This window comes from Mycobacterium venezuelense, assembly GCF_054919535.1.
The window spans coordinates 137,159-149,449 of sequence record NZ_JBONDW010000010.1 but is presented as its reverse complement, the minus strand read 5'-3'; the positions used below and the strand labels follow the sequence as shown (position 1 = coordinate 149,449).

Below are 12,291 nucleotides of genomic sequence, written 5' to 3'. Positions count from 1 at the left end.
CGCGGGCGACTCGCGGCCGTCTCAAGCGACCGATTCGAGTCGCTGCACCACGCGCCCGTCAGCGAGTTCCGCGCGCTGTTCGGGATGCTGCCAGTAGAAGCGCACCAGGTCGCGTAACGCGTGGCCCCCAGGCGTGTACCAATCCGAGGGCAGTACTCGGGTGTGCCCGCCATCGGTCGTGATGTATGTCGTACCGCTGGGCTTACGACCGTTACGCGGCCTGTCGGCAATCTCGGTCAGTTCGTCCCACGAGCGCCTTGCCGTGGACATCGTGTTCCCCAGCTCGATTCCCCCGGCGCTCATGCGTAGCCGGCTCGTACCGCGTTGTCTCAGGATGTGGCGCACGCTGAAAACGCCGACAACCGCTCCGACAGCGCACGTGAATACGAAGTACTTCTGGTCGTCGCGCGGCGTCGGGATGTCCAGCATGTCGAGCGGTGCGAACACCGCATACACCGCCATCGCGACGAACAAACCGACTGTCGATGCCGTGAGGTAGCGATCGACCCGGGGATCGGGCCGCAACGTCGTCCCGTCGTCGTGGCACGTAATGCGGGGCGCCACTTTGCGCGACGCGACTACGACCATCATCGCAACCATCCCGAGCGTGAAGACCGCGAATCCAAGTGCCACGACGGCCGAGAGAAACTCGGCGCGCCCGATGAACACGAAGGTCCATACGGCACAAAGCACCCCGAATGGGCCCAACAGCACACACAGGAATGCGGTCGCGATCGAGAATCTCATCGCCCACACACCACGGGGCCCACTCCAGTGGCGTCAGGAAACGGACAGCACCGCGTCGAGAGCGGAGTAGAACAGGCCCAGCCCGTCATCGGACGGGCCCGTGAGCGCCTCGGTGGCGTGTTCGGGGTGCGGCATGAGTCCGACGACGCGTCGGTTGGCCGAGCAGATGCCCGCGATGTCGCGCATCGACCCGTTGAGGTTCTCGCGGTAGCGGAAGACCACACGGTCCTCCCCCTCGAGCTCGTCGAGCACGTCCTCGGTGGCGACGTAACGGCCCTCGCCGGATTTCAGCGGTACCAGCAGATCCGCACCGGCGTCGTAACGGGTGGTCCATGCCGTGGTGTTGGACGCGACCTGAAGCCACACGTCGCGGCAGATGAAATGCAGCCCGGCGTTGCGGGTCAGCGCGCCCGGCAGCAAACCGGCCTCGCATAGAACCTGGAAGCCGTTGCAGATGCCGAGCACCGGCATGCCTTTACCGGCTGCCTCGATCACCGAGCCCATCACCGGCGCGAACTTCGCGATCGCGCCGCAGCGCAGGTAGTCACCGTAGGAGAAACCACCGGGGACGACGACCGCGTCAACGCCACGTAGATCGGCGTCGGCATGCCATAGGTTCACGGCCTCGGCTCCGGCCAGGCGAACCGCACGTACCGCGTCGACGTCGTCGAGCGTTCCGGGGAACGTGATGACCCCGACCCGCGCGGTCACGAGTCCTCCCGGCTCACCGAGAAGTCCTCGATGACCGTGTTGGCCAGCAAGGATTCGGCGATCTCGGCCAACGTTTCGTCGGCCACGGAATCGTCGACCTCGAGCTCAAACCGCTTGCCCTGCCGGACGTCTGAAATACCGGCATGCCCGAGGCGACCGAGCGCCCCGACGATGGCCTGACCCTGCGGGTCGAGGATCTCAGCCTTCGGCATGACGTGCACAACCACCTTTGCCACGGCGCTCACTCTACCGGCACGATCCAACGTAAGCGCTGCACAGTGGCCTGGCCATCGCATCGAGCACGTGGCTATCGGACACTGTGGGCCACGCCACTCGCGGCGGCGTCGTCGACCACATCGCAAGCTCGACCACAGTGCTGTTGTCCGGATCGGCCAGCAAATACTGTCGCAGCACGCGCCCGCCGCCGAAGGTGATCACCGCGGCCAGCCGGCCCGGCTCGTCGGTCGTGATCGACGGTGAGCTTCCCGGTCTCGTCAGCTGGCAGGCCCGCATGGCGCCTGCCGCCACGCTCACAGCCGACATCGCCGTCTCGCCGCCCCGCCAGGTCTCCCCGCGCCAGTGCATCACCTGAACCTGCAGCTGCCATTGCCCCTCGGGCTGACTCACCGAGGCGCGCGCGGTCACCGCGTACTCGCGGGAGTCGCCCGGCAGCAGTGGCAATGCGCAGTCTTCCTCGAACCGGAACCGCGGTGACGTGGTCGTCACCGCCAGCCCGGCCAGGCCCGGCCAGCGGTATTCCCGGTACAGCGGGACATCCGACGATGCCATCCAGGCCGACGCGGGAATTCGATCGCACATCGGCGGGCAGTCGATGGGCTCCGACCACGCCGAACCGGGCGCGGCAGCCCATGCGAAGGCCACGAGCAACATCGCCCAAATCAACCGCAAGAATCCACCCACTGAGCGCCACAATATAGCCATGCAATTGACGCATTTCGGACATTCTTGCCTTCTGGCCGACATTTCGGACACCACGGTGTTGTTCGACCCGGGCAACTTCTCGCACGGATTCGAGGGCATCACGGGGTTGTCGGCGATCCTGATCACCCATCAGCATCCCGATCACGCCGACACCACGCGGCTGCCCGCGCTGCTCGACGCCAATCCGCAGGCCGCGTTGTACGCCGATCCGCAGACGGCCGCACAGCTCGGCGAGCCGTGGAAAGCCGTGCATGTCGGCGACGAGTTCCGGATCGGCTCCCTCAACGTTCGCGGAGCGGGCGGCAGGCATGCGGTGATACACCCGGAAATCCCTGTGATCGACAACATTTCGTATCTGTTGGGCGATGACGAGCATCCGGCCCGGCTGATGCATCCTGGCGACGCGCTGTTCGTGCCGGGCGAACCGGTCGACGTGCTGGCCACCCCTGCGGCCGCGCCGTGGATGAAAATCTCTGAGGCCGTTGACTTTCTGCGTGCGGTAGCGCCGGCCCGGGCGGTTCCGATCCACCAGGGGATCATCGACCCGAGTGCACGCGGCATCTACTACGGACGCCTCGCGGAGATGACCTCGACCGACTTCCAGGTACTCGACCAGGAGAACGGAACGGAGTTCTAGCTAGGCGATGTCGGCTGCGGCACCACGCCCGGCCGCGCGACCGGAGAAGATGCAGCCGCCGAGGAAGGTGCCTTCCAGCGACCGGTAGCCGTGCACTCCACCGCCGCCGAACCCGGCCGCCTCGCCGGCCGCGTACAGCCCGCCAAATGCCGTGCCGTCCTGCTTGAGCACACGCGAGCTCAGATCGGTCTCCATGCCGCCCAACGATTTCCGGGTGAGGATGTGCAACTTGACCGCGATGAGCGGACCGGCCTTCGGGTCGGTGAGGCGGTGCGGGGCGACGACGCGGCCGAACCGGTCGCCCAGATAGCTGCGCGCCCCGTGGATCGCGGTGATCTGGCCGTCCTTGGTGAACTTGTTGGCGACCTCACGGTCGCGCGCCGTCACCTCGGCAGCGATCGCGGCGTAGTCGAGCGGCACGACGTCGGGTACGTCGTTCATCGCCGATACCAACTCGCGCAACGTATTCGCGCTCACGAAGTCGACGCCGCGGTCGACGAATGCCTGCACGGGTGCCGGTGCGCCCGGCCGGATCCGCGACAGCACGTCGCGCACGCTGCGCGATGTGAGGTCCGGGTTCTGTTCCTGGCCGGACAACGCGAATTCCTTGGCGATGATGCGCGCGTTCAGGATGAACCACGTGTAGTCCTGGCCGGTCCGGCAGATGTGCTCAAGGGTGCCGAGTGTGTCGAATCCGGGATACAGCGGCACCGGAAGCCGATTTCCGTTGGCGTCCAACCATAGTGACGATGGCCCGGGGAGGATCCGAATGCCGTGGGCCGGCCAGATCGGATCGTAGTTGGTGATTCCCTCGGTGTAGTGCCACATCCGGTCGCTGTTGATGACGTGTGCGCCCGCCGCCTGTGAGATCCCAATCATCCGGCCGTCGACGTGGGCAGGCACACCGCTGAGCAGTTGCTCGGGCACCCGGCCCATCCTGGGCGGCCAGTTCTTGCGCACGAGTTCGTGGTTGCCGCCGATGCCGCCGCTCGCCACGATGACCGCCGACGCACGAAACTCGAACTCACCGACGACGTTTCGCGATGTGGCCACGCCGCGCGGCGCATTGGTGGCTTCCAGGACCGAGCCCCGGACCCCGGCCACCAGACCTTCGTTGACGATCAGCTCGTCGACCCGGTGCCGGTGAGCGAACCGCACCCGCACACTGTCGCGGATCCGGCGCGCGAACATCTCGACGAGCGCCGGGCCCGTCCCCCACGTGATGTGGAATCGCGGCACCGAATTGCCGTGGCCGAGTGCGTCGTACCCGCCCCGCTCGGCCCAGCCGACCAACGGGAAGGTCTGCAAACCGCGCGCCCGCAGCCAACTACGCTTCTCCCCCGCGGCGAAGTCGACGTAGGCGTGTGCCCACTCCCGTGGCCAGTGGTCCTCCGGGCGGTCGAAGCCCGCCGTGCCCAGCCAGTCCTGCAAGGCCAGTTCCTGACTGTCCCGGATCCCGAGCCTGCGCTGTTCGGGGCTGTCGACGAAGAACAGTCCACCAAAAGACCAGTAGGCCTGGCCGCCGAGGTTGGCGGCGTTCTCCTGGTCCACGATGAGCACACGGTGCCCACGCTCGACCAATTCGCACGCGGCGACCAGCCCGGCCAGACCCGCTCCCACGACGATGACATCGGCGTCTGCCATGAGACGCAAGAGTAGCGCGAGTCAGGCGGCGTCGGTCAGTACTGGATAGGGCCGCCATTGGTAGACCCCGGGCACGCTTCGGTGCAGCAAAGCCAGATCGATCGCGTCGAGCATCGCTTGCCGCGGCCCTGGCCTACGCAGGTGCCGTGCCGCGACGGCAACCCGCACCACGCCCGCACGGCGTGCGGTGCGCTCTGCCGACAGCACGAGCGTCCGGCACCACCACGGTTCGGTCAAAAAGCCCTCGCCGATGCCGAGCACGCGAGCGCGCACGGTGGTCCGACGCACCAGGTCGGTGACTCCGTTGAGCTCGGCCAACAAGCGAAAGCCGTTGCGCGGCAAGGCGACGACCGTCCCTTGCGAGGCGTTCCAGCCGGGCGCGGCGAACAGCCTCGTCCGCAGGCCCAGGTGCTCGAGCACGCGGTCGGCGCCCATGAGCCGCAGGTTCGCCTCGTGGGCGGGCAGGCTCGCGAACTCGCCGCGCCGCTTCTTGGTGGCGGCCTCGTCGTAGCCGTGCAGCACAACAGCGTCACCGGCGACGCGTCGCGCGGTCAGCCACTCTACGGTCGGGGCGTCGCGATCCAGCCGGTAACCGCCCTTGAGCCGCGGCGCCACCAGCAGGGAGGCCGGCACACCACGGGCATCGAGTTCCGCGCAGAACGACGCGACGTCGTCGCGCGTGCGGTCGCTGATCTGCGAGATCGAGACGATGAGTTGTCCGGTCACGTACACCAGTGTGGCAACGTCAGATGTCGCAACGGTTTCGAACACTCTGACGCGGAGTGTCCATTTGGCGATACCCGCTCAGGCGGGCAATACGGCTTCGATGGCCGCCACGACCTCGGGTGCATCGGGCTCGGTACGCGGCCGGAATCGGTTGGCCACCGTACCGTCGGGCGCCAGGAGGAACTTCTCGAAGTTCCACTGGATGTCACCGGCTTCCCCACTGCCGTCAGCGGTCTTGGTCAGCTCGGCGTACAGCGGATGGCGGTCGGGTCCGTTGACGTCGGTTTTGGCCAGCAGCGGGAACGTGACGCCGTATGTGGTCGAGCAGAACGTCTGGATTTCCTCGGCGGTGCCCGGCTCCTGGCCCATGAACTGGTTGCACGGCACCCCGATGACCGTGAGACCGCGCTCGCCGTACTCCTGCGCGAGCTTCTCCAGCGCGCTGTACTGCGGCGTCAGGCCACATTTGGAGGCCACATTGACCACAAGCGCGGCGCCGGGGGCCAACTCCGCCAGCGTGGTGGCGTTTCCGTCGAGGGTGGTCAGCGCAATGTCGTTGAGGCTCACGGGTTCGACGCTACCGGAGCTATCCGTCGAACAGGATCTTGCCCAGCCGCTCGACGGTCCCGATCGGGTCGCCGGATGTGTCGATCGCGTCATTGAGCCACAACAGCGAGAAGCCGTGCACCATCGACCACGCCGCGAGCGCCGCGGCATCGGGATCGGCCTTGGCCTTGGGGTCGGCGAGCGTGCCGACGCCGCGGTTGAGCTCGAAACCCGCCGCCGCGGCGGCTTCGACCAGTTCGGTATCGGCGTCGTCGTACAGCGACTTGTCGAACATCACCTCGTAGTGGCCCGGATGATCAAGGGCGAAGCGCACATACGCCTTGGCGGCATCGATGAACTGCGGCCTGGCCCCGTTCAGCGCCTCGGCCAGCAACCGGAACCCCTCGGCGGCGAGTGCGGTGAACAGGCCGCGCCGATCCGTGAAGTGATGTGCAGGCGCAGCGTGGGAGACGCCGGCTTCGCGCGCCAGTTCCCGTAGCGAGATGCCGTCCGCTCCGCGTTCGGCCACCAGGGTGGCGGCCTGCGCCAGGATCACGGCCTTGAGGTCGCCATGGTGATAACCCATGCGGCCATTCTAGCCCCGAAACTTGACAATGCCTAGATTGGCGCTACGTTAAATCTAGACACTGACAGGTTACGGAGGGCGTGGTGGCGGTATTCCTGACGTTGGTGCTGGGCACCATTGCTGCGCGCGGGCTCGGACTATTGGGCGTGGATTATGTCGACAGCTGGCCCGACGCGCTCGCGGTCGGACTGGCTGCGATGTTCGCCCTCACCGGTGTCGCGCACTTCGTGAACCCGTTGCGCCGCGACATGATCGCGATCGTGCCGCCGCGATTGCCCGCCCCCGGCGCGCTCGTCACCATCACCGGGGTGCTGGAACTCGCAGGCGCGGCCGGGCTGCTGTACCCGCCGACACGGGTGGCGGCGGCGGTGTGCCTGTTCCTGTTGATGCTGGCCATGTTCCCGGCCAATGTCTACGCGGCGAGGATGCCCGACCCGCCGAAGTCGATGACCTCGCGGTTAAGTGTCCGGACCGCCGAAGAGGCTGTCTACCTGGCCGCCGCCGTAATTGTCTGGGTCGGCGGCAGCCAGTAGCCAGGCGTACTGGAACGCGGCTTCCTTCCAGCGTTCATAGCGTCCACTGATACCGCCATGGCCAGCCGTCATCTCCGTCTTCAACAGCACCGGATGGCCGTCGGTTTTGATATGACGAAGTGCGGCAACCCATTTGGCCGGTTCGACGTAGTACACCCTGGTGTCGTTGAGCGACGTCATCGCGAGGATCGCCGGGTAGTCCTGCGCCGTGACGTTCTCGTACGGCGTGTACGACTTCATGTACCGGTAAACCTCGGGGTCCTCCAAGGGATTTCCCCACTCGTCCCACTCGGTGACGGTCAACGGCAGTGACGGGTCGAGGATCGTGGTGAGCGCGTCGACGAACGGCACCTGGGCCAAGATCCCGGCGAACAGGCCGGGAGCCATGTTGGCGACCGCCCCCATCAGCAATCCGCCCGCGCTTCCGCCGAGCGCCACCAGATTTTGCGGCCGCGTGATGTCGCCTGCGATGAGATGCTGTGCCACCGCGATGAAATCGGTGAAGGTGTTCCGCTTCTCCAACATCTTGCCGTGTTCGTACCACGGGCGGCCCAGCTCACCCCCGCCGCGGACATGGGCAATCGCGAACACCATGCCGCGATCCAGCAGCGACAGCCGCGCGATGGAGAACCGGGGGTCCTCACACGCTTCGTAGGCGCCGTATCCGTACAGCAGCGCAGGGGCCGGGAACTGCAGCCCGGCCCGGTGGATGATCGAGATCGGTACCCGGGCGCCGTCGGACGCGATGGCCCAATCCCGGCGTTCCACATACTCTTCGGGCCGGTAGTCACCGAGTACCGGCTGCTCGCGCAGCAGGGTTCGTTCCCCGGTGACGACGTCGAGGTCGTACACGCGGGCCGGGATGACGAACGACGTGGCGGCGATGCGCAGCTTCGGCGTCGACCAGTTCGGATTGCCGCCGAGGCCGGCTGCGGTGAGCTCGGACTCGAAAGTCAGCTCCTCGGCACGGCCATAGCCGCCATTGGCGTTGATCGGCCAGAGCTGGATCTTCGGCAGCGCATCACTGCGGTAGCTGACCACCAGGAACCCGTCGAACGCGTCGACCGCATCGAGGCGCACATCGTCGCGGTGCGCGATCAGCGGACGGAAGTCGTTGGGGTCATTGACGGGAGCGTCCACGAGAGCGAAGTTCTCCGCGCCGTCGTTGTGCAGGATGAGGAACCGGTCCTCACCACCGACGACGGCATGCTCGACGGAATACTCCACCAGGTCACGGCGCCCCCACACCGTGGTGAACTCGGCGTGCGGATCGGTCGCGTCGGCATACCTGACCTCGGTCGTGACGGCACTGCCCGACGCGATGAACAGGTATTTGTTGCTCCGGCTTCGGCCGATGCCGATCCAGAAGCGCTCATCGGCCTCGTGATACACCCGCTCGGCGGGCAGCCCCGAGCCGAGGCGGTGACGCCACACGGTGTCGGGCCGCCAGGCGTCGTCGACCGTGGTGTAGTACAGCGTGCGGTTGTCGGCCGCCCACGTACCTCCGGAGCCGATACCGGCGATCGTGTCCTCGTACAGCTCGCCGGTGCGTAAATCCTTGAACCTCAGCGTGTATCGCTCGTCGCCCTTGGTGTCGACCGAGTAGGCGAGGACGCTGCCGTCCAGCGTGACGGTTGCCGCGCCGAGCGCGAAGTACTCATGCCCTTCGGCCTCGACGTTCTCGTCGAGCAGCACCTGCTCGCCGGGTATCTCGGTGTGCTCGTCGAGCTGCGGTGGCGTCCAGTCGTCGGGGTCGGTGACCGGGCACCGGCAGTGGACTGCGTACTGCTTGCCCTCGAAGCTGCGCGCGTAGTACCACCACAGTTCGCGGCGCATGGGGACCGACAGGTCGGTCTCCTTGGTGCGTGCCTTGATCTCGTCGAAGATCTTCTGCCGCAACGGCTCGAGGTGCGCGGTGACGTCCGCGGTGTAGGCGTTCTCGGCTTCGAGGTGCGCGATCACCTCCGGATCGTCCTTGTCCCGCAGCCATTCGTAGGGGTCGATGAATACGTCGCCGTGGTGCTCACGGCGGTGGTTGGCACGCTTGGCCACCGGGGGTTTCACACTCATGCGCCGATCCAATCCGCGAATCGCAGGCCCGAAATCCGTTCGTATGCCTCGATGTATCTGTCTCGTGTCGCCCTCACGATCTCGTCGGGCAGCGGTGGTGGCGGGGTGTCGCCATGCCGGTCCCATCCAGACTCCGGGCTGGTCAGCCAATTGCGGACGAACTGCTTGTCGAAACTCTCCTGGACCACACCCTGCCGGTAGGACTCCGCCCGCCAGTACCGCGACGAGTCCGGGGTGAACACCTCATCGGCCAACACCACGTTGCCGTCCTGATCGACCCCGAACTCGAACTTGGTGTCCGCGATGATGACGCCCTTGGTCAACGCGTGGTCAGCGCCCTGCACATACGTCTGCAGCGTGCGCTCGCGCAGCTGGTTGGCCAACACCGGGCCGACCAGATCGATCACCTTGTCGAACGAGATGTTCTCGTCGTGCTCACCGAGCTCGGCCTTGGTGGCCGGCGTGAACAGCGGTTCGGTGAACTTGCTCGCCTCCCCCAAACCCGGCGGCAACGGGATGCCACATACCGAGCCGGACTTCTCGTAGTCGATCAGGCCAGAACCGGTCAGGTAGCCGCGGGCCACACACTCGACCGGCAGCATCTCGAGTTGGCGCACCACCAGCGCGCGGCCCAACACCTCTTCGGGGATCCGGGGATCGTCCGGCGGGCCGCCCAGATGATTGGGAACGTCGAGATAGTCGAAGAAGAACACGCTCATCGCGGTCAGGATCCGGCCCTTGTCCGGAATCGCGGAGTCGAGGATGTAGTCGTACGCCGAGATACGGTCGCTTGCCACGAAGAGCAGGTGCTGATCGTCGATGCGGTACAGCTCGCGGACTTTGCCGCTGGCCAGATGCTGGTAGTCGGACAGAGCAGGGCGCATCGGGCCAGCCTATGTGTTGGGATCGGTGCCATGAGATCGCGGTACCTGCCCTATGCGACCCGACCCGGCCGGTTGCTGGCCCAGCTGTTCAGCGATGTGGCGGTCATCATCTGGACCGCGGTGTGGGTGCTGGTCGGCATGGCCGTGTATTCGGCCGTCGCCACCATCGCCGAAGTCGGCAGGCAGGTCGAGACGGGCGCCAACGGCGTCGCCGACAACCTCAGCTCGGCCGGCGACAACACCGACGACTTTCCGCTGGTCGGCGACACCCTGAGCAAGCCATTGCGGGCAGCCAGCGATGCCGCGCTCGACATCGCGGGCGCAGGCCACAACCTCGACACCACCGCGAGCTGGCTCGCGTGGGTGCTCGCGCTGGCCGTGGCCGGGGCGCCGATCCTCTTCGTCGCGATGCCATGGCTGTATCTGCGCGTGCGGTTCTTCCGGCGCAAGTGGACGGCGATCACCCTGGCCTCGACCGCGGCGGGCGAGCAGCTGCTGGCCCTGCGTGCACTGGCCAACCGGCCGCTGGCCAAGCTCACCGCGGTGTCCGACGACCCCGTCGGCGCGTGGCGCAGCCAAGACCCGGCCGCCATTCGCGGCCTCGCCGCCCTCGAACTCCGCTCAGCCGGCATGAGCCTGCGCCGCATCCAGTGATTTGTGCACCGCAAGCGGCGGTGAGCGCCGGTCGCGGTGCACAAATCGCAGGGGTGGGAACCGTTTGAGGGGTGCACACCGTCCAAACGGGCATGCTCGACGACTATTTGCGTGACAACGACGGCGTAATCACCTTGGCCCAGGCGCGGCAGGCGGGCTTGAGCCAAGATGCGGTGAATCGCAGAGTCAGGTCCGGGCGATGGCTCCGCTGCTCTCCTGGCGTGTATTTCGCCGACGACCGGCCGTTCACCGACGCCGCACGCATCCGGGCAGCGGTGTGGTCGTTGGGACCCGCGGCCACGGCGAGCGGGCTGGCTGCCGCATGGTGGCACGACGTCACGAAATACCCGCCGGAGTCGGTCGAGGTCACCGTCCCGAGAGTCAGCAATCACCGGCCGAGGTTCGGCACCCGGATACGGCGCCGCGACCTCGGCCCCGCCGACATCGTCGAACGCCGAGGCCTGCGAATCACGTCGCTGCCGCTGACCGTCGTAGAAGCCGCGGCCAGACGAGGTGGCGGCGCCAAACTCATGGACTCCGCGCTGCAGCGTCATGTCGAGCTGCGAGAGCTGTGGCGGGCTCATCTGCGTAACAAGGGCAGGCATGGTTCACCTGCCGCGCGCAGGCTGCTCATCGCGGCCGACGACGGCGCCCGGTCTGCGGCCGAGCGTCTGTTGGTCAAACTTTTGCGCGATGCGAAGATCACGGGCTGGAAGGCCAACCGTCGTGTCGGCCGGTATGTGGTCGACGTCGCGTTCCCCGGCTTGAAGATCGCGATCGAAACCGACGGCTGGGCGTTCCACAGTGACCAGGAGGACTTCCAGCAAGATCGCGTCAAGCAGAACGAGCTCGCGCTGATGGGCTGGCAGGTTTTGCGGTTCACGTGGCTGGACCTGACCGAGTATCCGCAGCGGGTCGTCGGCGAGATCGGGTTCGCTATCCGGTCCCGTGCAGGCGCCGCAGCCAGCTTCCGAAGGGATGACGCACGGTGACCGAACCCATGCGGACCCGGCCGCGCACGATCAGGTGCAGCTGACTCGACGGCGGGCTCGTGCGCACCTTGACCGTGGCGCTGCCCGCCACGGCGTTGACCCCGTTGAGGTCGGCGGTGGCCGCCGTGGGCACGATGAATTCGGTCGAGCTGCAGTAGTCGTCGATCACGATCTCCACGACGGGCCCCGGCAGGACCGCAGCGGTGAAGTCCAGCGTGGTGCTGCACATCCGCGTGGTCAGGTGCAATGCAGGCGCCACCGTCCACTGGCCACGCCGCACGATCGAGGACATCCAGCCGCGCAGTTCCTCGGGAGTTCCGACGGAGGGGTGGGGCATCGGAGGCGCCGCGGGCAAGGCCATCGGCAGGTCGGCCACGACGGCACTCAGCTCGCCGCGAGTGCGTGCCGCCAGCGCGGAGTCGTACCGCTCACTGAACTCGTCGAGCGTGAGCATGCCTTCCGCTACCGCGCGTTCGAGGAGCTGTCCGACCTTCGCCCGCTCGGCGTCTGAGACTCGGAGATGGTCATTTCGGCCTGAGTCCATGTTCTGAGATTAGGCGAACACCCTGTCGCGTTTGTGCCGCGACGGACACGATGCCGGTAGCCATGACCGCCGCGA

General features: G+C 66.7%; 15 protein-coding genes. 4 read left to right on the top strand and 11 right to left on the bottom strand.

Features of this window, described 5'->3' with window-relative positions; translation table 11 throughout:
• Window positions 1-21 precede the first annotated feature (21 nt).
• Genes ACRCUN_RS18320 through ACRCUN_RS18305 form a run of 4 tightly spaced genes read right to left on the bottom strand, consistent with a single transcriptional unit; the run spans window position 22 to window position 2,379 of the window.
• Window positions 22-747, bottom strand: a complete 726-nt coding sequence (locus ACRCUN_RS18320; protein ID WP_462143046.1) for a hypothetical protein — start codon at window positions 745-747, stop codon at window positions 22-24.
• A gap of 33 nt (window positions 748-780) precedes the next feature.
• Window positions 781-1,458: a phosphoribosylformylglycinamidine synthase subunit PurQ gene (gene purQ, locus ACRCUN_RS18315; protein WP_462143045.1), complete on the bottom strand. Its 678-nt coding sequence runs from the start codon at window positions 1,456-1,458 to the stop codon at window positions 781-783.
• Entirely contained in the window at window positions 1,455-1,694 is a 240-nt protein-coding gene (gene purS / locus ACRCUN_RS18310; protein ID WP_085142811.1) for a phosphoribosylformylglycinamidine synthase subunit PurS, read from the bottom strand. The genes purQ and purS overlap by 4 nt, the downstream gene beginning before the upstream one ends.
• Before the next feature lie 10 nt (window positions 1,695-1,704).
• Window positions 1,705-2,379 (bottom strand): ATPase, encoded by a 675-nt coding sequence (locus ACRCUN_RS18305; RefSeq protein ID WP_462143044.1) that lies wholly within the window; start codon window positions 2,377-2,379, stop codon window positions 1,705-1,707.
• A gap of 19 nt (window positions 2,380-2,398) precedes the next feature.
• On the opposite strand from ACRCUN_RS18305, the gene ACRCUN_RS18300 reads away from it, so the two are divergent.
• Window positions 2,399-3,037 carry an MBL fold metallo-hydrolase gene (locus tag ACRCUN_RS18300; protein WP_462143043.1) on the top strand — a complete coding sequence of 213 codons (639 nt, stop codon included), beginning with the start codon at window positions 2,399-2,401 and terminating at the stop codon, window positions 3,035-3,037.
• On the opposite strand, the gene ACRCUN_RS18295 is transcribed toward ACRCUN_RS18300, so the two are convergent.
• The 4 genes from ACRCUN_RS18295 to ACRCUN_RS18280 form a co-directional block, all read right to left on the bottom strand.
• Window positions 3,038-4,681, bottom strand: coding sequence for an FAD-binding dehydrogenase (locus ACRCUN_RS18295; RefSeq protein WP_462143042.1), 1,644 nt, complete (start codon window positions 4,679-4,681; stop codon window positions 3,038-3,040). It abuts the gene before it with no gap.
• Window positions 4,682-4,702: 21 nt separating this feature from the next.
• Window positions 4,703-5,407, bottom strand: coding sequence for a DUF2334 domain-containing protein (locus ACRCUN_RS18290; protein ID WP_462143041.1), 705 nt, complete (start codon window positions 5,405-5,407; stop codon window positions 4,703-4,705).
• 78 nt (window positions 5,408-5,485) lie between these two features.
• Entirely contained in the window at window positions 5,486-5,974 is a 489-nt protein-coding gene (locus tag ACRCUN_RS18285) for a glutathione peroxidase (RefSeq protein ID WP_462143040.1), read from the bottom strand.
• A gap of 19 nt (window positions 5,975-5,993) precedes the next feature.
• Window positions 5,994-6,539: a TetR/AcrR family transcriptional regulator gene (locus tag ACRCUN_RS18280; RefSeq protein WP_462143039.1), complete on the bottom strand. Its 546-nt coding sequence runs from the start codon at window positions 6,537-6,539 to the stop codon at window positions 5,994-5,996.
• Window positions 6,540-6,622: 83 nt separating this feature from the next.
• Here ACRCUN_RS18280 and ACRCUN_RS18275 point away from each other — a divergent pair, with 83 nt between their 5' ends.
• A complete protein-coding gene (locus ACRCUN_RS18275; RefSeq protein ID WP_462143038.1) occupies window positions 6,623-7,072 on the top strand; it encodes a DoxX family protein in 450 nt (149 codons plus the stop codon).
• On the opposite strand, the gene ACRCUN_RS18270 is transcribed toward ACRCUN_RS18275, so the two are convergent.
• Complete coding sequence (locus tag ACRCUN_RS18270) at window positions 6,998-9,142, bottom strand: S9 family peptidase (RefSeq protein ID WP_462143037.1); 2,145 nt, start codon at window positions 9,140-9,142, stop codon at window positions 6,998-7,000. The two genes, ACRCUN_RS18275 and ACRCUN_RS18270, sit on opposite strands and share 75 nt — an antisense overlap.
• Window positions 9,139-10,026 (bottom strand): phosphoribosylaminoimidazolesuccinocarboxamide synthase, encoded by an 888-nt coding sequence (locus ACRCUN_RS18265; RefSeq protein WP_462143036.1) that lies wholly within the window; start codon window positions 10,024-10,026, stop codon window positions 9,139-9,141. The genes ACRCUN_RS18270 and ACRCUN_RS18265 overlap by 4 nt, the downstream gene beginning before the upstream one ends.
• A 30-nt stretch (window positions 10,027-10,056) precedes the next feature.
• On the opposite strand from ACRCUN_RS18265, the gene ACRCUN_RS18260 reads away from it, so the two are divergent.
• Both ACRCUN_RS18260 and ACRCUN_RS18255 read left to right on the top strand, forming a co-directional pair.
• Complete coding sequence (locus ACRCUN_RS18260) at window positions 10,057-10,680, top strand: hypothetical protein (protein WP_462143035.1); 624 nt, start codon at window positions 10,057-10,059, stop codon at window positions 10,678-10,680.
• A gap of 92 nt (window positions 10,681-10,772) precedes the next feature.
• Complete coding sequence (locus ACRCUN_RS18255) at window positions 10,773-11,672, top strand: DUF559 domain-containing protein (RefSeq protein ID WP_462143142.1); 900 nt, start codon at window positions 10,773-10,775, stop codon at window positions 11,670-11,672.
• Here the strand turns inward: ACRCUN_RS18255 and ACRCUN_RS18250 are convergent.
• Window positions 11,617-12,216: a DUF1707 SHOCT-like domain-containing protein gene (locus tag ACRCUN_RS18250; RefSeq protein ID WP_462143034.1), complete on the bottom strand. Its 600-nt coding sequence runs from the start codon at window positions 12,214-12,216 to the stop codon at window positions 11,617-11,619. The two genes, ACRCUN_RS18255 and ACRCUN_RS18250, sit on opposite strands and share 56 nt — an antisense overlap.
• Window positions 12,217-12,291: the final 75 nt, after the last annotated feature.